22 protein-coding genes and 1 tRNA gene are annotated in these 19,169 nt (G+C 68.0%); 21 read left to right on the forward strand and 2 right to left on the reverse strand.

Annotation, left to right across the window (positions count from 1 at the left end; genetic code table 11):
• Genes FB547_RS09495 through FB547_RS09565 form a run of 15 tightly spaced genes read left to right on the forward strand, consistent with a single transcriptional unit; the run spans position 1 to position 14,740 of the window.
• Positions 1–813, forward strand: a complete 813-nt coding sequence (locus tag FB547_RS09495) for a cyclase family protein (protein WP_145741589.1) — start codon at positions 1–3, stop codon at positions 811–813.
• Positions 810–1,541 (forward strand): SDR family NAD(P)-dependent oxidoreductase, encoded by a 732-nt coding sequence (locus FB547_RS09500; RefSeq protein ID WP_145741591.1) that lies wholly within the window; start codon positions 810–812, stop codon positions 1,539–1,541. Before FB547_RS09495 ends, FB547_RS09500 begins: the two co-directional genes overlap by 4 nt.
• Before the next feature lie 52 nt (positions 1,542–1,593).
• The gene (locus FB547_RS09505; RefSeq protein WP_145741593.1) at positions 1,594–2,760 is read left to right on the forward strand and encodes an ABC transporter substrate-binding protein; all 1,167 of its coding nucleotides are present in this window, start codon (positions 1,594–1,596) and stop codon (positions 2,758–2,760) included.
• A 25-nt stretch (positions 2,761–2,785) separates the two neighbouring features.
• Entirely contained in the window at positions 2,786–3,931 is a 1,146-nt protein-coding gene (locus FB547_RS09510; protein ID WP_145741595.1) for an ABC transporter substrate-binding protein, read from the forward strand.
• 18 nt (positions 3,932–3,949) lie between these two features.
• The gene (locus FB547_RS09515; RefSeq protein ID WP_145741597.1) at positions 3,950–5,275 is read left to right on the forward strand and encodes an aromatic ring-hydroxylating dioxygenase subunit alpha; all 1,326 of its coding nucleotides are present in this window, start codon (positions 3,950–3,952) and stop codon (positions 5,273–5,275) included.
• On the forward strand, positions 5,272–5,739 hold the full coding sequence (locus FB547_RS09520; protein ID WP_145741599.1) for an aromatic-ring-hydroxylating dioxygenase subunit beta: 468 nt from the start codon (positions 5,272–5,274) through the stop codon (positions 5,737–5,739). The genes FB547_RS09515 and FB547_RS09520 overlap by 4 nt, the downstream gene beginning before the upstream one ends.
• 51 nt (positions 5,740–5,790) lie before the next feature.
• Positions 5,791–6,954 carry an ABC transporter substrate-binding protein gene (locus FB547_RS09525; protein WP_145741601.1) on the forward strand — a complete coding sequence of 388 codons (1,164 nt, stop codon included), beginning with the start codon at positions 5,791–5,793 and terminating at the stop codon, positions 6,952–6,954.
• A gap of 52 nt (positions 6,955–7,006) precedes the next feature.
• The gene (locus FB547_RS09530; protein ID WP_145741603.1) at positions 7,007–8,062 is read left to right on the forward strand and encodes a branched-chain amino acid ABC transporter permease; all 1,056 of its coding nucleotides are present in this window, start codon (positions 7,007–7,009) and stop codon (positions 8,060–8,062) included.
• A complete protein-coding gene (locus FB547_RS09535) occupies positions 8,059–9,846 on the forward strand; it encodes an ABC transporter permease subunit (protein WP_145741605.1) in 1,788 nt (595 codons plus the stop codon). The genes FB547_RS09530 and FB547_RS09535 overlap by 4 nt, the downstream gene beginning before the upstream one ends.
• On the forward strand, positions 9,843–10,574 hold the full coding sequence (locus tag FB547_RS09540; RefSeq protein WP_145741606.1) for an ABC transporter ATP-binding protein: 732 nt from the start codon (positions 9,843–9,845) through the stop codon (positions 10,572–10,574). The genes FB547_RS09535 and FB547_RS09540 overlap by 4 nt, the downstream gene beginning before the upstream one ends.
• Positions 10,564–12,168 carry an ATP-dependent acyl-CoA ligase gene (locus tag FB547_RS09545; protein ID WP_145741607.1) on the forward strand — a complete coding sequence of 535 codons (1,605 nt, stop codon included), beginning with the start codon at positions 10,564–10,566 and terminating at the stop codon, positions 12,166–12,168. The genes FB547_RS09540 and FB547_RS09545 overlap by 11 nt, the downstream gene beginning before the upstream one ends.
• The gene (locus FB547_RS09550) at positions 12,165–12,926 is read left to right on the forward strand and encodes an SDR family NAD(P)-dependent oxidoreductase (RefSeq protein WP_145741609.1); all 762 of its coding nucleotides are present in this window, start codon (positions 12,165–12,167) and stop codon (positions 12,924–12,926) included. The genes FB547_RS09545 and FB547_RS09550 overlap by 4 nt, the downstream gene beginning before the upstream one ends.
• Before the next feature lie 52 nt (positions 12,927–12,978).
• Positions 12,979–13,755 carry an SDR family NAD(P)-dependent oxidoreductase gene (locus FB547_RS09555; RefSeq protein WP_145741610.1) on the forward strand — a complete coding sequence of 259 codons (777 nt, stop codon included), beginning with the start codon at positions 12,979–12,981 and terminating at the stop codon, positions 13,753–13,755.
• Positions 13,755–14,282, forward strand: coding sequence for a MarR family winged helix-turn-helix transcriptional regulator (locus FB547_RS09560; RefSeq protein WP_145741612.1), 528 nt, complete (start codon positions 13,755–13,757; stop codon positions 14,280–14,282). The genes FB547_RS09555 and FB547_RS09560 overlap by 1 nt, the downstream gene beginning before the upstream one ends.
• Entirely contained in the window at positions 14,282–14,740 is a 459-nt protein-coding gene (locus FB547_RS09565; protein ID WP_145741614.1) for an acyl-CoA thioesterase, read from the forward strand. The genes FB547_RS09560 and FB547_RS09565 overlap by 1 nt, the downstream gene beginning before the upstream one ends.
• A gap of 6 nt (positions 14,741–14,746) precedes the next feature.
• Here the strand turns inward: FB547_RS09565 and FB547_RS09570 are convergent, their stop codons facing one another.
• Complete coding sequence (locus FB547_RS09570) at positions 14,747–15,139, reverse strand: hypothetical protein (RefSeq protein ID WP_145741616.1); 393 nt, start codon at positions 15,137–15,139, stop codon at positions 14,747–14,749.
• Positions 15,140–15,634: 495 nt separating this feature from the next.
• Here FB547_RS09570 and FB547_RS09575 point away from each other — a divergent pair, with 495 nt between their 5' ends.
• Positions 15,635–15,841, forward strand: a complete 207-nt coding sequence (locus FB547_RS09575; protein WP_145741618.1) for a short-chain dehydrogenase — start codon at positions 15,635–15,637, stop codon at positions 15,839–15,841.
• Positions 15,842–15,883: 42 nt separating this feature from the next.
• On the forward strand, positions 15,884–16,291 hold the full coding sequence (locus FB547_RS09580; RefSeq protein ID WP_145741620.1) for a hypothetical protein: 408 nt from the start codon (positions 15,884–15,886) through the stop codon (positions 16,289–16,291).
• Positions 16,292–16,345: 54 nt separating this feature from the next.
• Here the strand turns inward: FB547_RS09580 and FB547_RS09585 are convergent.
• Positions 16,346–16,421: transfer RNA gene (locus tag FB547_RS09585), tRNA-Lys, on the reverse strand.
• A gap of 136 nt (positions 16,422–16,557) precedes the next feature.
• On the opposite strand from FB547_RS09585, the gene FB547_RS09590 reads away from it, so the two are divergent.
• The 4 genes from FB547_RS09590 to cpaB all read left to right on the forward strand — a co-directional run bounded on the left by FB547_RS09590 (position 16,558) and on the right by cpaB (position 19,149).
• Positions 16,558–17,265 carry an SDR family NAD(P)-dependent oxidoreductase gene (locus FB547_RS09590; protein WP_145741621.1) on the forward strand — a complete coding sequence of 236 codons (708 nt, stop codon included), beginning with the start codon at positions 16,558–16,560 and terminating at the stop codon, positions 17,263–17,265.
• Between the two features lie 257 nt (positions 17,266–17,522).
• Positions 17,523–17,669 carry a hypothetical protein gene (locus FB547_RS33285; protein ID WP_164547758.1) on the forward strand — a complete coding sequence of 49 codons (147 nt, stop codon included), beginning with the start codon at positions 17,523–17,525 and terminating at the stop codon, positions 17,667–17,669.
• A gap of 13 nt (positions 17,670–17,682) precedes the next feature.
• Complete coding sequence (locus tag FB547_RS09595) at positions 17,683–18,267, forward strand: prepilin peptidase (RefSeq protein ID WP_145741622.1); 585 nt, start codon at positions 17,683–17,685, stop codon at positions 18,265–18,267.
• A gap of 39 nt (positions 18,268–18,306) precedes the next feature.
• A complete protein-coding gene (cpaB, locus tag FB547_RS09600; RefSeq protein ID WP_145741624.1) occupies positions 18,307–19,149 on the forward strand; it encodes a Flp pilus assembly protein CpaB in 843 nt (280 codons plus the stop codon).
• Positions 19,150–19,169: the final 20 nt, after the last annotated feature.

Genomic DNA, 19,169 nt, shown 5'->3' on the forward strand with positions numbered 1-19,169 from the left:
ATGACCACGACGACCGAACTGATGTCCGCCGCAGAAATCCTCGGCGGCCTCGTGACCGCGATGGCCAGCGGCCGCATCCGCGTGATCGACCTTACGCAGACGCTCACGCCCGAGTTCCCGCAGATCGCGCTGCCGCCCGAGATGGGGCAGTGCTGGCCCTTCCGCATCGAGGAAGTGTCGAAGTACGACGAGCGCGGCCCGGGCTGGTACTGGAACAATTTTTCCTGCGGCGAGCACACCGGAACGCACTTCGACGCGCCCATCCACTGGATCTCGGGCCGCGACCTGCCGAACAACTCGGTCGACACCATTCCCGTGCAGCACTTCGTGGCGCCGGCCTGCGTGATCGACTGCTCGGCCGACGTGCAGGCGAACGACGACTACCTGCTGAGCGTGGCCGACATCGAGCGCTACGAAGCGGCACACGGCCGCATCCCGAAGGGCGCATGGGTCCTGATGCGCACCGACTGGTCCAAGCGCAGCGACCCCGAGGCCTACCAGAACTTCGACGAGACCGGACAGCACACGCCCGGCCCGAGCACCGAGGCCGTGCGCTTCCTGGTCGAGCAGCGCGAGGTGCTGGGCTTCGGCTCGGAGGCCATCGGCACCGACGCGGGGCAGGGCTACCACCTGCGGCCGCCGTATCCGTGCCACTACTACATGCACGGCGCGGGGCGCTACGGGCTGCAATGCCTGAGCAACCTCGACCTGCTGCCACCCTCGGGCGCGGTGCTGATCTGCCCGCCGCTCAAGATCGAGAAGGGCAGCGGCAGTCCGTTGCGGGTGCTCGCGCTGGTGGGAGCTTCAACATGAGCACGGCGCCCAAGGTCGCGGCCGTCACCGGCGGCAGCGCCGGCATCGGCAAGGCGATTTGCGAAGACCTGCTCGCGCAGGGCTACGAGGTGGTGTCGCTCGCGCGCCGCAAGGCCGGGATCGGCCACCCGAAGCTGCACAGCATCGAGGTCGACCTGAGCGACCGCGCCGCCACGGGCGAAGCGGTGCGCGAACTGGTCGAGCGCTTTTCGCCGACCACCATCGTGCACAACGCTGGCGTCATCCGCGCGGCCCTGCTGCCTGACGTGAAGCTCGTCGATCTCGATGCGCTGGTCGACCTGCACCTGGGCTGTGCCATCCAGCTGGTGCAGGGCGCATTGCCCGCGATGCGCGCGCAGCGCTTCGGCCGCGTGGTGCTGCTGTCGTCGCGCGCCGCGCTGGGCCTGGCCACACGCACCAGCTATTCGGCCACCAAGGCCGGCATGCTGGGCATGGCGCGCACCTGGGCGCTCGAGCTGGCCGCGGACGGCATCACGGTGAATGTCGTGGCGCCCGGCCCGATCCGCACCGACATGTTCTACGACGTGGTCGAGGCCGGCAGCGAGAAGGAACGCGCGCTCGCCGCCTCCGTGCCTGTCAAGCGGCTCGGCGAAGCGGCCGACGTGGCACGCGCCGTGCGTTTCTTTGCGGACCCCGACAGCAGCTTCGTCACCGGGCAGGTGCTTTACGTCTGCGGCGGCACCAGCGTCGGCAGCCTCGCCCTCTAGTTTTTTCCGCGTTCATCCGTTCCATTCAAAAACATCACCCTGGAGCATCGCCATGAAAGTCCTGAACCGATTCCGTGCCATCGCGGGCATTGCCGCGGCCTTCGGCGCCCTGAGCGCCGCGGGCGCTTGGGCGGCCGATCTCAAGGTCGGCTTCATCACGTCGCTGTCGGGTCCGGTGTCGTCGCTCGGCATTCCCTATGAGAAGGGCATGAAGGCCGCGATCGCCTACAAGGCCGACATCGGCGGCCGCAAGATCCAGCTGGTGCAGCTCGACGACGCCTCCGATCCATCCACGGCTGCGCGCAATGCCCGCAAGATGATCGACGAGGACAAGGTCGACGTCATCATCGGCACCGCAGGTTCGCCCGGCGCGCTGGCCATTGCCGGCGTGGCGCGCGAAACGAAGACGCCGCTGATCTCGATCGCCAACGCCAACCTGCCGGGCGAAGAGGGCGCATGGATGGTCACGCTGCCGCAGCCTGCGCCGCTGATGGTGAGCGCGGTGGTCGAGCGCATGAAGAAGTCGGGCGTGAAGACGGTCGGCTACATCGGTTTTTCCGACGCCTGGGGCGACCTGGTGTACGACGCGCTGCAAAAGAGCGCGGAGCCGGCCGGCATCAAGATCGTGTCGAACGAGCGCTATGCGCGCGCCGATTCGTCGGTGACCGGACAGGTGCTGAAGATCGTGGCGCTGCGTCCCGATGCGGTGATCACCGGCACCTCGGGCACGCCGGGCGCGCTGCCCTACCTGGCACTTGCAGAGCGTGGCTACAAGGGCCAGATCTACGGCATGCATGCGCTGATCAACCCGGACTTCGTGCGCGTGGGCGGCGCTTCGGTCGAAGGCCTGCTGGCACCCACCGGCCCGGTGATCGTGGCCGAGCAGTTGCCGAGCGAAAACCCGATCCGCAAGGTGTCGATGGATTTCCGCGCGGCCTACCAGAAGGCCAACGGCGCGCCGCCGACCGATGCCTTCTCGGCCTACACCTTCGATGCCTGGCTGCTGTACCTCGACGCGGCCCAGCGCGCGCTCGCCACCAAGGCCGAGCCCGGCACGCCGCAGTTCCGCCTTGCGCTGCGCGACGCCATCGTGAGTACCAAGGAGCTGGTGGGCACGCACTCGGTCTACAACTTCAAGCCGACGGACCGCTATGGATCGGACGAACGGTCGCGCGTTGTCGTGAAGCTGGAAAAAGGCCAGTGGAAGCTGGTTCCCTGAAACAACACACGCTGGAGCAACCTCAATGAAAAAGAACCTGGCCCGGATCCTCGGCCTCACCGCCGTGGCACTGGCGGCCGCACCAGCCATGGCGGCCGACCTCAAGATCGGCTTCATCAGCTCGCTCTCGGGCCCGGTCGCTGCCTTGGGCGTGCCGTACGAGAAGGGCATTCGCGCCGCCATTGCCGAACACCCGGAAATCGGCGGCCGCAAGGTCCAGCTGATCGTGCTCGACGATGCGTCCGACCCCACCACCGCCGGGCGCAACGCGCGCAAGCTCGTGGTGGAAGACAAGGTCGACGTGCTGATCGGCACCTCGGGCGTGCCGGGCGCGATGGCCATCGCGTCGGTGGCGCGCGAACTCAACACCCCGCTGATCTCGCCCACGCCCGTCACCATCCCCGGCCCCGAAGGCGCATGGACCGTGACCGTGTCGCAGCCGTTCCAGCTCATGGTCGCGGGCGTGGTCGAGCGCATGCAGAAGTCCGGCGTGAAGACGGTGGCCTTCATCGGCTTTTCCGATGCACTCGGCGACCTGGCCTACGACTCGCTCGTGAAGAGCGCCGACAAGGCCGGCATCAAGGTGGTCGCGAACGAGCGCTATGCGCGCAGCGATTCCTCGGTGGCCGGGCAGGTGCTCAAGATCGTCGCGCAGCGGCCCGATGCCGTGTTTGCCGGCAACTCGGGCACGCCCGGCGCGCTGCCCTACCTCGCGCTCGCCGAGCGCGGCTACAAGGGAAAGATCTACGGCACGCACGGCCTCATCAACGCCGACTTCGTGCGCGTGGGTGGTGCCGCCATCGAAGGCCTGCAGGTGCCCAGCGGCCCCGTGCTGGTGGCCGACCAGCTGCCCGACAGCAACCCGATCAAGAAGGTGTCGATGGGCTTTCGCAACGCCTACCAGAAGGTGAACGGCGCGGTGCCGACCGATGCCTTCTCGTCCTACACCTACGACGCCTACCTGCTGCTGGCCGATGCGGCCTCGCGCACCAAGGGCGAGCCCGGCACGCCGCAGTACCGCAGCGCGCTGCGCGACGCCATCGCCAGCACCAAGGAATTGGTGGGCACGCACGGCATCTACACCTTCAAGCCGGACGACCGCTACGGCTCCGACCAGCGCGGCGTGGTGATCGTGCAGATGAACAAGGGCCAGTGGAAGCTCGTTCCCTGAGAAGCTGAGCGCCCGCCGATGACCAGCTACCGCCATCATCCGGACCGCATCGCCGCGCTCGTGCAGGACGACCGCGTGCACCGCGACCTGTACCTGAGCGAGGAGATCTTCGCGCTCGAGCAGGAACGCCTGTTCGCGAACACCTGGGTCTATCTCGGCCACGCGAGCCAGGTGCCGGAGCCGGGAGACTTCGTGGCGCAGGACATTGCGGGCCGGCCGCTGCTCATGGTGCGCCAGCCCGACGGCGCGGTGCACGTCATGTACAACCGCTGCGCCCACAAGGGCACGCAGCTGGTGACCGACGAATGCGGCAACACCGGCCGCTTCTTCCGCTGCCCTTACCACGCCTGGACCTACAAGCTCGACGGCGCACCGCTCGGTGTGCCGCTGAAGAACGGCTACGAAGGCACGCAGCTCAAGGCCTGCGAGTCGGGTCGGGGGCTTTCGGTGGTGAAGCACGTGAAGGTCTACCGCGACTTCGTCTTCGTGCGGCTCGCGGACACCGGCCCCTCGTTCGAGGACTACTTCGGCGAGGTGCTCGGCGCCATCGACAACATGGTCGACCGCTCGCCCGAGGGCCGGCTCACGGTCGGCGGCGGCGTGCTGCGCAACATCGTCCACTGCAACTGGAAGATGTACCTCGAGAACATCAACGACACGGTGCATCCGATGTCGACGCACGAGTCGGCCACCAAGGCGGCCGAGGCGCTGTGGGAAGGCCATGCGCCCACCGCCCCCAAGCCGATGGCGATGGAGCAGATCCTGCCCTTCGGCTCGGGCTACGAATTCTTCGACAGGATGGGCGGGCGGGTGTTCGCCAATGGCCACAGCGTGCTGGGCGTGAACTTCAGCATCCATTCCAACTATGCGCAGCTGCCCGAGTACGAGGCTGCGATGCGCGCCGCGCATGGCGAGGAGCGCGCGGCCGAGATCCTGCAGCGCTCGCCGCAGAACTCGGTCTTCTATCCGAGTCTGTCGGTCAAGGGCTCGCCGCAGGCCATCCGCGTGATCCGCCCGCTGGCCGCCGACCGCACGCTCGTCGAGGCCTGGAGCTTCCGCGCAGCCGGTGCGCCGGATCTGCTCTTCGAACGGGCCATGAGCTACAACCGGCTCGTGTTCTCGCCGATGTCGGTGGTTGCGCACGACGACGTGCACCTGTTCGAGAGCATCCAGCAGGGCCTGCGCGCCGGCGGCAACGAATGGGTGAGCCTGCACCGCAACTACGACGCGGCCGAACTCGCGCAGCCGACCCTCACCACCAATGGCACGAACGAGCTGCTCATGCGCAACCAGTTCCGCGCCTGGGCAAGGTCGATGGTGGCGGGCATGGAGGCCGCGGCATGAATGGCGACCCGCGCGATTTCGTTGCCCATGAGGCCGCACTGCTCGACGAGCGGCGCTTCGACGACTGGCTGGCGCTCTTCACCGAAGACGGCCATTACTGGATTCCGCTGCTCGGCGCCGCGCAGGCCGATCCGTTCTCGCACAACTCGCTGGCGTATGAGGACCGGCTGCTGCTGCAGCTGCGCGTGGATCGCCTGAAGAACCCGCGTGCCCATTCGCAGCATCCCGCGAGCCACAGCCAGCATGTGCTGCAGTCTTCGCGCATCGAGGAAGAGACGAGCGATGCAGTGCGCCTGCGCACGCCGTTCCTCTATATCGAAGCGCGCGGCGAATCGCAGATCCTGCTGACCGGCACCGCCCGCCACCGCCTCGTGCGCACGCCCGAGGGATGGGCCATCCGCGAGAAGCGCATCGACCTGCTCAACGCCGCGCGCCCATTGCCGGCGATCCAGTTGTTCATCTGAGTTTTCCCCGTCCATTTCCATCCACCCATCCATCCTCACCGGAGCTACGACATGAAGAGCCTGATGCAGACTTTGACGCGCGGTGCCCTCGCCGCGGCGCTGACCGCCTGTGGTGTTGCGAGCGCATTCGCGGCCGACCTCAAGGTCGGCCTGAGCGTGTCGCTGTCGGGGCCCAACTCCTCGCTGGGCGTGCCCTATGCCAAGGGCATGCAGGCCGCGCTGGCCTACAAGCCGGAAGTCAACGGCCGCAAGGTGCAGCTCATCGTGCTGGACGACGGCTCCGACCCGACCACGGCCGGGCGCAATGCCCGCAAGCTGATCGAGGAGGACAAGGTCGATGTGCTGATGGGCACCTCGGGCGTGCCTGCCGCCATTGCCATGGCGCAGGTCGGCAAGGAAGCCAAGGTGCCGATGATCGGCCTCACGCCCATCCTGCTCGACCCGGCCGAGAACCCCTGGGTCATGACGGTGGCGCAGCCCACGCAGCTGATGATCGATGCGGTGGTCGAGCGCATGAAGCGCAACAACGTCAAGACCGTGGGCTACATCGGCTTCACCGATGCCTGGGGCGACCTGGTCTACAACGCACTGATGAAGGCCGCGCCCGAAGCCGGCATCAAGGTGGTGAGCAACGAGCGCTATGCGCGCGCTGACGCTTCGGTGACCGGTCAGGTGCTGAAGATCGTGGCGCTGCGGCCCGATGCCGTGATGACGGGCGGTGCCGGCACGCCGGGCGCGCTGCCCTTCCTTGCGCTGCAGGAGCGCGGCTACAAGGGCGGCGTGTACGGCCAGCACGGGCTGATCAACCCCGACTTCGTGCGCGTGGTCGGTGCCGCGGGGCAGAACGCACTGATGCCCACCGGCCCGGTGATCGTGGCCGAGCAGTTGCCCGACAGCCATCCGACCAAGAAGATCGCGACCGATTTCCGCGCCGTGTTCCAGAAGGTCAACAACGCGCCCACCAGCGACGCGTTCTCGGCCTATTCCTTCGACGGCTGGCTGGTGTTTGCCGATGCCGCTTCGCGTGCCATGAAGAAGGCGGAGCCGGGCACGGCCGAATTCCGCGTGGCATTGCGCGATGCCATCTTCAGCACCAGGGAAGTGGTGGGCACGCACGGCGTCTACACCTTCAAGCCCGGCAGCCTCTACGGTGTGGACGAACGCGCCCGCGTGATCGTCAAGCTCGACAACGGCCAGTGGAAGCTCGCACCTTGAACCACCCCATGCAAGCAACAACAACGACAACGATATTGCCAAGGGCTTTTCCATGACATGGGACGTGGCGCTGATCCTCGTCACCGATGGCTTGGCCAACGGTGCCGTCTATCTGCTGGCCGGACTCGGGCTGGTATTGATCTTTTCCGTCACGCGGGTGGTGTTCGTGCCGTTCGGCGACATCGCGGCCTTCGCGGCGCTGTCGCTCGCGGCCTTCGAAACCGGCCGCGTGCCGCCGACCATCGGCATGGTCGCCGTGCTCGCGGCGCTCGCCCTGGCGACGGAGATCGGCAGCCTGCTGCGGCGCAGGGAGGCCGCACGCATTCCGAAAGCCGTGTTGATGTGGGGCGTGCTGCCCGCCATTCCCTGCCTGCTGGCGTGGCTGGCCGCGCGGCCCGGCGTGCCGGTGGCGGTGCACATTGCCGTGGCCGTGCTGCTGGTGGTGCCCATTGCGCCGCTGCTCGCGCGGGTGGTGTTCCAGCCGATCGCGGATGCCTCGGTGCTGGTGCTGCTGATCGTCTCGCTGGCGCTGCACTTCCTGCTCTCGGGCCTGGGCCTTCTGTTCTTCGGGCCTGAAGGCTCGCGCACCACGCCGCTCACGAGTGCCGTGTTCACGCTGGGCGACGGCTTCACGGTCAGCGGCCAGGTGGTGCTGATGGTGGGTGCGGCCATCGTGCTGAGCGGATTGTTCTTTCTGGTGTTCGAGCGCACGGTGGCGGGCAAGGCGCTGCGCGCCACGGCCGTCAACCGCGTGGGCGCGCGGCTGGTCGGCATCCGGCCGGTGCGCACCGCGCTGCTGGCCTATGGCTGCGCTTCGCTGCTGGCCGGGCTCATCGGCGTGCTGATCGCGCCGGTGACCACCATGTACTACGACTCGGGCTTCATCATCGGCCTGAAGGCCTTCGTGGCCGCGATCATCGGCGGGCTCGTGAGCTATCCGATGACGGCCGTGGGCGCGCTCGCGGTCGGCGTGGTGGAAAGCTTCGCCTCGTTCTGGAGCGGGGCGCTGAAGGACGTGATCGTGTTCAGCCTGCTGATACCGGTGCTCATGCTGCGGTCCTTCATGGCCGCGCACTCCGAAGAGGAAGAAGACGAGGTGGAGCAATGAACGGCAACCGCAAACGCATGGTGGGGATCGCCGCGGTGGTCGCCGTGCTGGCCCTGGTGCCGGCAGTGGCGGGCAGCTTCACGGTCTCGCTGCTCAACGACATCGGCATCGGCGCGCTGGTGGCGCTTGGGCTGGTGCTGCTCACCGGCGTGGGTGGAGCGACCTCGTTCGGGCAGGCGGCCTTCGTAGGCATCGCGGCCTATGCCACGGCCTGGCTCACCACCACGCAAGGCATGTCGCCATGGATCGGCCTCTTGTTCGCGCTGCTGCTCACGGGCCTCTCGGCACTGGCCATCGGCATGCTCACGCTGCGGCTGGGCGGGCACTTCCTGCCGCTCAGCACCATCGCATGGGGCCTGTCGATCGCGATGCTGTTCGGCAACGTCGATGCGCTCGGGCGCCACACGGGCCTGTCGAACATTCCGGCGCTGCGCATCGCGGGCTGGTCGCTGGCCGATCCGCGTTCCATGTACTACCTGATCTGGGTGGTGGTCGGGCTGGCCTGCCTGTTCAGCCAGAACCTGCTGCAGTCGCGGCCGGGGCGCGCGATCCGCGGCCTGCGCGGCGGCGCCACGCTGCTCGCGAGCGTAGGGGCGGATGCCTACCGCGTGCGGCTCACGCTGTTCGTCACGGCGGCTCTCTTCGCAGGGCTGGCGGGCTGGCTCTATGCGCACATGAACCGCTTCGTGAGCCCGTCGCCCTTCGACGTGCGCGCCAGCATCGAATACCTGCTGATGGCGGTGGCCGGCGGGCTCGGGCAGCTGGCGGGCGCGCTGGTGGGTGCCGCGCTGGTGCTGGTGCTCAAGAACGGCCTGCAGGACGTGTTGCCGATGCTCACGCAGCGCGCCGGCCAGCTGGAGGCCGTTGCCTTTGCGACGCTCTTCATCCTGCTGCTGCACTTTGCGCGCGGCGGCCTCATGGGCCTGCTGCGGCGCTGGACGCGCCGCCGCGCCGGCACGCAAGCTGCCTCGCGCCACGAAGCGCCCGCGGTCGATCCGCTGCCGCACCGGCAGCTGCCCGCGCGCGGCACGCAGGTGCTGTCGGTGAACGGCGCGGTCAAGCGCTTCGGCGGGCTGGTGGCGGTCAACGACGTGAGCTTCGAGGTGAATGCGGGCGAGATCGTCGGGCTCATCGGGCCCAATGGCGCGGGCAAGTCGACCATGTTCAACCTGCTGACCTGCACGCTGCCGATGACCTCGGGCCAGGTGCGCTTTCTCGACCGCGATATCGCCGGCATGCCGCAGCGGCAGGTGGCGCGGCTGGGGCTGGCGCGCACCTTCCAGCATGTGAAGCTCAGGCCGCACATGAGCCTGCTCGACAACGTGGCGCTGGGCGCGCATTCGCGCACCCGCTCGGGCATCCTGAAGGCAGGCCTGCGGCTCGACCGCAGGGAAGAGATGCAGATCCTGCAGGAGGCGCAGCGCCAGCTCGACCGCATCGGCCTGGGGGACCGCGCGCACGAACTCGCGGGCAGCCTGCCGCTGGGCACGCAGCGCATCCTGGAGATTGCACGTGCGCTGGCCGCCGACCCGGTGCTGCTGGTGCTCGACGAGCCCGCGGCGGGCCTGCGCCGCAAGGAAAAGATGGCGCTCGGCGACCTGCTGCGCAAGCTGCGCGAGGAGGGCGTGACCATCCTCATCGTCGAGCACGACATGGACTTCGTGATGAAACTGGTGGACCGTCTGGTGGTGATGAACTTCGGCTCCAAGCTCGTGGAGGGCGTACCGTCGGCGGTGCGCGCCGACGAGCGCGTGCAGGCGGCTTACCTGGGGAGTGTCGTATGACGGCGATGCTGGAGATTGGCGACCTGCACGTGTCGTATGGGCAGGTCGAGGCGGTGCGCGGCGTGTCGCTGAACCTGCAGCCGGGGCAGATCATCTCGGTGATCGGCCCCAATGGCGCGGGCAAGACCACGCTGCTGGCGGCCGCCATGGGACTGCTGCCCTGCAAGGGCACGCTGCGCTTCGAGGGCGAAGACCTGCAGGGCCTCGACGTGGAGGCGCGCGTGGAGCGCGGCCTGTGCCTGGTGCCCGAAAAGCGCGAGCTGTTCGGCGAGCTCACCGTGCTCGACAACCTGCAGCTCGGCGCCTATGCCAAGCGGCTGCGCGGCGACGCCATGAAGAAGCGGCTGCAGTCGGTGTACGACCGCTTCCCGCGCCTCGCCGAGCGCCGTTCGCAGCGCGCCGACACGCTCTCGGGCGGCGAGCGGCAGATGCTTGCGGTGGGCCGCGCCCTGATGTCCGCACCGCGCCTGCTGATGCTCGACGAGCCCAGCCTCGGCCTCGCGCCGCTGATCGTGCGCGACATTCTTTCCATCGTGCGCAAGCTGCGCGAGGACGGCGTCTCGATCCTGCTGGTGGAGCAGAACGCGCGTGCCGCGCTCGAAAGCTCGGACCATGGCTACGTGCTGGAAACCGGCGAGATTGCGCTGTCAGGCGCATCGGGCGAACTCGCGAGCGATCCGCGGGTGCAGGCCACCTACCTCGGCGGAGGCACGCACGATGACGAGTGAGGCGCGCGCGCTGCCGCCGTCCCAACGCACGCTGCCCGCGATACTGCAGCGGCAGTCGGAACGCTTCGCCGGGCGCCCGCTGCTTCGAATGGCGGCGCGGCAATGGACGCATGGCGACGCGGCCGGGGCGGCTGCGGTGCGTGCCGGCGCGCTGGCGCAGGCCGGCGTGGCGCGCGGCGACCGCATCGCCGTGATGTGCGGCAACCGCATCGAGTTTCTCGAAACCTTTCTCGGCGCGGGCTGGCTCGGCGCGTCGGTGGTGCCGGTCAACACCGCGTCGATGGGGCCGCAGATCGAATACTTCCTCGCCAACAGCGAGGCGAAGCTGCTGGTGATCGAGGCGGGTTTTCTCGAGCGGCTGAAGACCGCCGAGCTCGGCCGAACGGCGCTGCGCGAGCTCTGGGTCGTCGGCGAGGCGGCTGCTTCATGGGTGCCGCCTGCAGGCATTCGCGTCTCGAGCTATCCCGAAGGCGGGCCAGCCATTGCGCCAGCCGCGGTGCAGCCCGGCGAGCCGCTCGCCATCCTCTACACCTCCGGTACCACCGGCCCGGCCAAGGGCGTGGTCTGCCCGCATGCGCAGTATTTCTGGTGGGGCGTGAACAGCGCCGAGGTGCTCGGCGTCGGCCGCGACGACGTGCTGTGCACCACGCTGCCGCTGTTCCATATCAATGCGCTCAACACCTTCGCGCAGGCCGCGCTGACCGGGGCCGAGGTGGTGTTCGAATCGCGCTTCTCGGCCTCGGGCTTCTGGCCGTCGATGCGCGCCAACGGAGCGACCGTGGTCTACCTGCTGGGCGCGATGGTGCCCATCCTGCTGGCCCAGCCCGAGGGCGACGGCGAGCGCGATCACCGCGTGCGCATCGGGCTCGGGCCGGGCGTGCCGTCGGCGGCCGGGCAGGCCTTCAGGGCGCGAACCGGCGTGCCGCTGCTCGAGGGCTATGGATCGACCGAGACCAACTTCGCGATCGCCACCGCGCCGGATTCGCCGCGCGGCGGCGTCATGGGCTGGCTGCGCCCCGGCTTCCAGGCGCGCGTGGCCGATGAAGGCGATGCGGAACTGCCGGCAGGCGAGGCCGGCGAACTGCTGCTGCGCGCGGACGAGCCTCATGCCTTTGCGAGCGGCTACTTCAACATGCCCGAGAAGACGGTCGAGGCCTGGCGCAACCTCTGGTTCCATACCGGCGACCGCGTGGTGCGGGATGCCGATGGTGCCTTTCGTTTTGTCGACCGCATCAAGGACGCCATCCGCAGGCGCGGCGAGAACATCTCGTCGTTCGAGGTCGAGCAGGTGCTGCTGAGCCACCCTGGCGTGGCCTCCTGCGCCGTGTACCCGGTGCAATCCGAACTGGCCGAGGACGAGGTGATGGCCGCGCTGGTGCCGCGCGAGGGCCAGCGCATCGACCCGGCCGAACTGGCGCGCTTCTGCGAGAGCCGCCTGCCGTACTTCGCGGTGCCGCGCTACATTGACGTGCTGCCGGACCTGCCGCGCACCGAGAACGGCAAGGTGCAGAAGTTCAAGCTGCGCGAGCGCGGCGTCAGCGAACAGACCTGGGACGGGCGGCCCGGCCTGCGTCCCCCTGCAAAGACGGCATGAGTTCCGCGCCGCCACCGCTTGCTGGCCGGGCCGCGTTCGTGACCGGCGCGGGGCAGGGCCTGGGTGCCGCCATTGTGCGCGGATTGGCCGAAGCGGGTGCGCGCGTGGTGCTGGCGGACATCGATGCCCACGGCGCTGAATCCGCAGCCGCGGGCTTGCGCGCCGCGGGTGCCGACTGCATCGCGATGGAGCTCGACGTGCGCAGCGAGGCGGCGTTCTCCCGCTGCTTCGAAGCGGCAGTGGCCCATTTCGGCGCCGTCGACGTGCTGGTCAACAACGCCGCGCGCACGCCGCTCACCTCGCCCTGGGACATCACGCCCGAAGAGTGGGACGACGTGCTGGCCGTCAACCTGCGCGGCAGCTTCTTCGGCTGCCGCATTGCCGGGCGGCACATGCGCGAGCGCGGAGCCGGCCGCATCGTCAACCTGGCGTCGTTGGCGGGCCAGCAGCCCAGCGCCGCAACCGGCGTGCACTATGCAGCCAGCAAGGCGGCGCTGCTGGCCTTGACACGCAGCTTTGCGCAGGAACTCGCACCGCATGGCGTCACGGTGAATGCACTGGCGCCGGCGGCAGTTCGCAGCCCCGCGATTGATGCACTGGACCCGGCTCGGCGGCAGGCGCTCAAGGCGCAGATTCCGCTGGCCCGCTTCGGCCGGCCCGAAGAGGTGGCGGCCGCCGTGGTCTACCTCGCGTCGCCCGCGGCAGCCTTCATGACGGGCGCCACGCTGGACCTCAACGGCGGCCGCTTCATGCGCTGAACAGGCGATGCGCCGCACACGGTAAAATGGTTCAGAACTAAACAATTCAGGTATGTACGCAAATTCCTTGAACGGCCGCCATGCCCTCGTCACCGGAGCCGCACGCGGCATCGGGGCCGAGATCGCCCGCACCCTGGCTGCCGAGGGCGCAACGCTCACGCTGCTCGGGCGCGACCTTGATGCGCTCCAGCGTGTGGCCGCGTCGCTCGCGGGCCAGGGCCACGGCGTTGCCGCGGCCGACGTGGCCGACGCGCAGGCGGTGCAATCGGCCTTCGCGCTGGCGCGCGCCGAGCGCGGGCCGCTCGCCATCCTCGTCAACAACGCGGGCGCGGCCGAGAGCGCGCCTTTTCTCAAGACCTCGGCCGAACTCTGGCAGCGCATGCTGTCGGTGAACCTCACCGGCACCTTCCTGTGCACTCAGGCCGCGCTGCCCGACATGCTCGAAGCCGGCTGGGGCCGCATCGTCAACATCGCCAGCACCGCGGGCCAGAAGGGCTATGCCTACGTCGCGGCCTATGCGGCCGCCAAGCATGGCGTGGTCGGGCTCACGCGCTCGCTTGCGCTCGAAGTGGCGCGCAAGGGCGTCACGGTGAACGCGGTGTGCCCCGGCTACACCGACACGGACATCCTGCGCGCGAGCGTTGCCAACGTGGTGGGCAAGACCGGGCGCAGCGAAGCCGATGCGCTGGCCGAGTTCTCCAGCGTCAATCCGCAGCGCCGCATCGTGCAGCCCGCCGAGGTGGCCGACGCGGTGCGCTGGCTCTGCGGCAGCGGCGCTGCATCCGTCACCGGGCAGTCGGTTTCGGTGTCGGGCGGAGAGGTGATGTGATGCGCAACGATGCCTCGCACGCCGCGCTCAGCGATGCCGAAGAGCTCGGCCACGAAGCCCGTGCCGGCCGCGAAGACCACGCCATGCTCAGGCTGTGGCTGCGCATGCTCGCCAGCACCACGCAGATCGAGGCCGAGATCCGGCGCCGGCTGCGCGAGCGCTTCGGCATCTCGCTGGCGCGCTTCGACTACATGGCCCAGCTCTACCGCTATGAAGATGGCCTCAAGATGCGCGTGCTGTCGCGCTACCTGATGGTGACCGGCGGCAACGTCACGGGCCTGACCGACGAGCTGGAGCGCGATGGCCTGGTGGCGCGCGCCCACAGCCCCGACGACCGCCGCTCGTGGATCGTGAGCCTCACGCCCAAGGGCCGCGCGAGCTTCGAGACCATGGCCAAGGAGCACGAGCAATGGATCCTCGAGATGTTCTCGGGCCTCGACATGAAGACCGTCAGGCAGATGCATGCCCAGCTCGGCCAGCTGCGCGTGCACGTGATGCGCAGCGAGCCTGCGGGCGAGGAGGGCTGATGGCGATGAGCACAGGCGGAACCGAGGCGCCCCAGGCAGAGTTCCAGCGCGCGCGGATGATCCGCTTTTCCGATTGCGACCCGGCGGGCATCGTCTTCTATCCGCAGTACTTCGTCATGCTCAACGGCCTGGTGGAAGACTGGGTGAGCGAAGGGCTCGGCGTCGACTACCACGCGCTCATCAGCGAGCGGCGCATCGGCCTGCCGACGGTGCGGCTCGAGGCCGACTTCCGTGCCGTGAGCCGGATGGGCGATCAAGTCATGCTGGGCCTGGCGGTGGAGCGGCTGGGCTCGCGCTCCATGGCGCTCGCGCTGCGCTGCTTCGACCCCGCCAGCGGCGAGCTGCGCATGCAGCTCAGGCAGGTGCTCGTGACCACATCGCTCGAGAGCCATCGCGCCGTGGAAATTCCGCAAGACCTGCGCACGGCCATCCTGCGTGGCGCGCCCTCGCTCGCCTGAAGCGCATCAGGGCGGCGGCTCGTCGCCGGGCGCGCGCGCCGCGCGCTGCTTGAGCCAGCCGCTGAGTTCCCTCTTTCCCTTGGCATTGGCGTGCCGCCAAGCTTCGCGCGCGACCGCGATGAAGCGCTCTTCGGCCGCATCGGGCACTTCGGAGGGGCGGTCTTCCTTGTCGAGCCAGCCCGCCTCCACCTCGCAATGCTGCTCGATCTGCCGTGCCAGGTTGTCGCCGATGGGGCGGGAGCTCTTGATCTGGCTCCACATGCTGGGCGAGATTTCGATCTTCCTGGCAAAGGCCTGGTCCAGTCCCTTGGCAGGCAGGCCGGCGGCAATGGCCCCTTCGAGAAAGCGGCGGTGCAGCGCAAGAACATTGCGGCGGCGCGCGACGGTGATATTGGGCACTGTTTGAAAACAACAACAACGAGACAACGAAAGATTGTCCCGGTTGTTGACGCTGCCGTAAACACTATTTACAGTTCGGCTCATTCGCGGTTCCGGCCGCACAAAGAAAAAACTTCACCAGGAATCATCGTGACCTCCGCCGCACTGAACCTCACCAGCATTCGACCCGCTTCGGGCCGATCGCTCGTGCGCGTTGCAGCGCTCAAAGGTCAGATGCCCCCGGGCGGAGGTTGCGCTTAAAGCGCACTTCCCAAGCTCTCTTCACCAGAGGCCCGGACACCGCAAGGTTCCGGGCCTTTTTGTTTTGCCATTTCGGGTGTGCCTTCGCCACACCGCCAGTTTCCAGCCGCGTGGACGGCCTGGCGGGATGTGCAGGAAAGTGGACCGTTCCTGTGCGGCGACGTCGTACGGGGCAGCACCCCAGGGTGCTGCCCGTCGCGCGAGGACACAACCGAAATGGAGAAAAAACCCGCGCCATCAACCCAAGGAGCCCCCATGCGCAAGCGCAGCAACACCCCCATCCGCATGATCGCAGTCCGTCCGGCGCAGCCGCGCCGCCGCATGGCGTGGGCGCTTGCGCAGCGCCTGGGCATCGGCATGGCGGCCGGGCGGGGCGCACCGGCGCCTTCGCTTGCGCCGACGGACCGCAGCCTTGAATATCCCGACCTCGACCAGCGCGTGCGCGAGGTCGGCGAGTGGTAGTGCTGCAAGGCGTCGACATGAACATGAAGGAGTGAGTGCCGCATGGACAACAAGCAAGCCATCATCGAAAGCCTTGCGCGGGCATTGGAAAGCTGGGTGCGCCATGCCGGTGCCGCGCAGCTCTGGCAGGTGCAGCAGCGAGGCGGCCTGGGGGCGTCCATCGCGGTGGACGAGGACATCGTGCACGCCCGCATCGAACTCGGCGGCCCGCGCAATCCGCTGTCGGAACTGGGCCGCACCGATGGGCGCCTGCCCGTGACGGAAGCTTTTCTAGGCAACGGCGCCGCAGCATGGGGCGCGCCGCCCCCGCATGGAGACCCGACGCGCGAGGCCTGGTTCTTGTCGAACGAACTGGCACAGGAGCATGCGCGCCAATACCTGCTTGCAGAGTTCAGGGAAAAGCGGGAAGTGCTGTCGCGGTTTGTGGAGGCCTGGCTGGACAGCCAATAAAAAAGCCTGCTACCGATGAAGTAGCAGGCTTTTCAGCGTTTCCGCGATGTTGGTTGGTGGGCCCTGAGTGACTCGAACACTCGACCTACGGATTAAGAGTCCGCTGCTCTACCAACTGAGCTAAGAGCCCTTGCACAAAACGTTTTGCGTTTTTTGGCAAGACCGCAAGTATAGCGTAAAAATTCCGGGGCTCAACGATTTTGTGCGCGGCGGGGTTAGCATTCGTCATCATCGACGGGCCGCGGCCCTCCAGCAGGAGATATTCCATGACAGACACGACCACCATGTCCCATGTTGTGATCACCGGGGCCGCGGGTGCGCTGGGCCGCGCGGTAGTCCAGCATTTTCTCGAGCAGGGCGCGCGCCTGGCGCTGGTCGACCACCGAGCGGACCGCCTGGCCGAGGTCTTTCCGGGCCTGGACAATTCGCAGCACCTGCTGCTGGCGGGCGACGTGACCTCGGCAGCCGACATGTCGGAGCTTGCGGGCCAGGCGCTCAAGGCCTTCGGCCGCATCGACGCGCTGGTCCATATTGCCGGCGGCTTCGAGATGGGCGAGGCCACGCATGCGCTCACGCGGGCAAGCTGGGACCGGATGATGAACCTCAACGCCTGGTCCTTCGTGGCAGTGACGCAGGCGGTGCTGCCTTCGATGATCGAACACGGCGCCGGCCGCATCGTGGCGGTGACCGCCAAGGTGGCGGCGCGCGGCCTGCCGGCCATGGCGGCATACATCGCGTCGAAGAGCGCGCTGCAGCGCCTGGTCGAAGCCATGGCCGCCGAGGCCGCCCCGCATGGCGTGGCCGTCAACAGCGTGGCGCCCAGCGTGCTCGACACGCCGGCCAATCGGCAGGCCATGCCGGACACCAATCCCTCCGACTGGGTGTCGACCGCCGTCGCGGCGCAGACCATCGGCTTTCTTGCGTCGCCCGCGGCCGCGGCGCTGCATGGCCAGCACCTGACGCTCGACACCTGAGCTGAGGCAAGAGCAACAGCAAGGGCCCTGGCGGCAACGCCAGGGCCCTTTTTTTCGTTCCGCCGCGCGCCGCTTCCAGGCAGGCGGTTTGTCATGGTTGCGGGCCAAGAGGGCGGGGCACTTGTCTCCCTGGAAAAGGGGCGCACTGCTCATGTGCGCAGGCGGCGCGATTTCTACAGTGACTCCACGGCAAGACGCTTCGGCCCGGCAAGGGGAATGAAGCGGTGCCAGTCGACAACCATCACTGGGGAACACGCATGGAAACGCTCAACCTGCTGCCAAGAAGCTTCATGACCCTGCTGCGCGAGGACGCGGGCATGTCGTTCATGGAAGCCGCGCTCATCGGTTCGCTGGTGGTGGTTGTGTGCCTGCTCCTGCTGCTTGCCGTACGGCGCAGCGCCTGAAGGGGGCCGCAGCATGCAGGAATTCAACGCTGTCCTCGATCTGCTGGCCATGCTGGCCTCGGACTTCCGCATGGGCGGGCTCTTCGTGCTGCTGGTGATGGCCGCGGTGAGCGACGTGCGCTTCTACCGCATTCCCAACTGGCTGACCTTCGGCGGCATGGTGTTCGCGATCATCTACGGCACCTTCGCGGCGCGCACGCCGATGACCGGGGTGCAGAACGCCCTGGGCGGCCTGGGCACCGGCCTCGCGATCATGCTGCCGTTCTATGTGCTGGGGATCATGGGAGCGGGCGACGTCAAGCTGATGGCGATGGTCGGCGCCTTCATCGGCCCCTACCAGACGCTGCAGGCCATCCTGTTCACCTGCATCGTCGGCGGCTTTGCGGCCGTGACGGTGGCCATCCACCGCCGCCGCCTGGGCCACATGCTGGCCAACGTCAAGGGTGCTGCGCAGGGCATCGTCGTCTCGGGCATTGCGGGCATACGGCCGAGCGGAACGATCGACACGCGGCAATCCATTGGAAAGCTGCCTTACGGCATCTGCATTTGCGTGGGGACGATCGCACAGGTCCTGGCGCATCAGTTGGGCTTCGTCTAGCCCGTCCCGTTCTTCATTTCATCCACGGCGGAGATTCGCATGAAAAACATCAAGGCGCTCGGGCTGCTTCTGCTGGCCCTCCTGACCGGCCTGGCGGCCGCGGTCTACGCAGCGGGCTGGGTCTCCCGACAGGGCGGCATCGCATCCAACAAGGTGGTGGTGGCCGCCGTCGACATCGAGCTCGGCAGCCGGGTCAACCCCCAGATGCTGTCGCTGGTCGACTGGCCGAGCGGCTCGCTGCCGCCCGGTTCCTTCAAGGACGCCAAGTCGCTGGAGGACCGCGTGGTCAAGGTCGGCGTGCTGCGCGGCGAGGCCATCCTGGAAGGCAAGCTCGCGCCCGTCGGCACCCAGGGCGGGCTCTCGGCGGTCATTGCCAGCGGCAAGCGCGCCATGACCGTGCGGGTCAACGACGTGGTCGGCGTGGCGGGCTTCGCGCTGCCGGGCAACTACGTCGACGTGATGGTCAACGCGCAGCAGGACAAGAACCGTGGCGAGGAGAACCGCCAGATCAGCAAGACCGTGCTCGAGAAAGTGCTGGTGCTGGCGGTGGCGCAGGAAGCCAACCGCGACGACACCAAGCCGAAGGTCGTGAGCGCCGTGACGCTTGAGCTTTCGCTCGAGGACTCCGAAAAGCTTGATCTGGCACGCAGCGTGGGAACCCTCTCGCTGGTGCTGCGCAACCAGATGGACAAGACCACGGTCGCCACCGCAGGCATCACCAAGGGCCAGTTGTTCGGCGAGAAGGAAATCCTGCCGATCTCCACCACCGTGGCAGCGCGGCCGGCCCCCGCGCGCGTGCCGCGCACCGCCCCCATGGCGCAGCGGCAATCGGAGTGCGTGGAAGTGATCCAGCACGCAGCCCGCACGCTCAACTGCTTCTGATCACCCCCGCAGGAGGAACC

It is taken from the genome of Variovorax beijingensis, assembly GCF_007828835.1.
Classification (GTDB): Bacteria; Pseudomonadota; Gammaproteobacteria; order Burkholderiales; family Burkholderiaceae_C; genus Variovorax; species Variovorax beijingensis_A.

Coding starts and splice junctions, on each gene's coding strand:
- FB547_RS09510 (WP_145741595.1), top strand. CDS start 2,786: ATGAAAAAGAACCTGGCCCGGATCCTCGGCCTCACCGCCGTGGCACTG.
- FB547_RS09515 (WP_145741597.1), top strand. CDS start 3,950: ATGACCAGCTACCGCCATCATCCGGACCGCATCGCCGCGCTCGTGCAG.
- FB547_RS09505 (WP_145741593.1), top strand. CDS start 1,594: ATGAAAGTCCTGAACCGATTCCGTGCCATCGCGGGCATTGCCGCGGCC.
- FB547_RS09545 (WP_145741607.1), top strand. CDS start 10,564: ATGACGAGTGAGGCGCGCGCGCTGCCGCCGTCCCAACGCACGCTGCCC.
- FB547_RS09565 (WP_145741614.1), top strand. CDS start 14,282: ATGGCGATGAGCACAGGCGGAACCGAGGCGCCCCAGGCAGAGTTCCAG.
- FB547_RS09525 (WP_145741601.1), top strand. CDS start 5,791: ATGAAGAGCCTGATGCAGACTTTGACGCGCGGTGCCCTCGCCGCGGCG.
- FB547_RS09530 (WP_145741603.1), top strand. CDS start 7,007: ATGACATGGGACGTGGCGCTGATCCTCGTCACCGATGGCTTGGCCAAC.
- FB547_RS09590 (WP_145741621.1), top strand. CDS start 16,558: ATGACAGACACGACCACCATGTCCCATGTTGTGATCACCGGGGCCGCG.
- FB547_RS09580 (WP_145741620.1), top strand. CDS start 15,884: ATGGACAACAAGCAAGCCATCATCGAAAGCCTTGCGCGGGCATTGGAA.
- cpaB (WP_145741624.1), top strand. CDS start 18,307: ATGAAAAACATCAAGGCGCTCGGGCTGCTTCTGCTGGCCCTCCTGACC.
- FB547_RS09495 (WP_145741589.1), top strand. CDS start 1: ATGACCACGACGACCGAACTGATGTCCGCCGCAGAAATCCTCGGCGGC.
- FB547_RS09535 (WP_145741605.1), top strand. CDS start 8,059: ATGAACGGCAACCGCAAACGCATGGTGGGGATCGCCGCGGTGGTCGCC.
- FB547_RS09555 (WP_145741610.1), top strand. CDS start 12,979: ATGTACGCAAATTCCTTGAACGGCCGCCATGCCCTCGTCACCGGAGCC.
- FB547_RS09550 (WP_145741609.1), top strand. CDS start 12,165: ATGAGTTCCGCGCCGCCACCGCTTGCTGGCCGGGCCGCGTTCGTGACC.
- FB547_RS09560 (WP_145741612.1), top strand. CDS start 13,755: ATGCGCAACGATGCCTCGCACGCCGCGCTCAGCGATGCCGAAGAGCTC.
- FB547_RS09520 (WP_145741599.1), top strand. CDS start 5,272: ATGAATGGCGACCCGCGCGATTTCGTTGCCCATGAGGCCGCACTGCTC.
- FB547_RS09595 (WP_145741622.1), top strand. CDS start 17,683: ATGCAGGAATTCAACGCTGTCCTCGATCTGCTGGCCATGCTGGCCTCG.
- FB547_RS33285 (WP_164547758.1), top strand. CDS start 17,523: ATGGAAACGCTCAACCTGCTGCCAAGAAGCTTCATGACCCTGCTGCGC.
- FB547_RS09500 (WP_145741591.1), top strand. CDS start 810: ATGAGCACGGCGCCCAAGGTCGCGGCCGTCACCGGCGGCAGCGCCGGC.
- FB547_RS09575 (WP_145741618.1), top strand. CDS start 15,635: ATGCGCAAGCGCAGCAACACCCCCATCCGCATGATCGCAGTCCGTCCG.
- FB547_RS09540 (WP_145741606.1), top strand. CDS start 9,843: ATGACGGCGATGCTGGAGATTGGCGACCTGCACGTGTCGTATGGGCAG.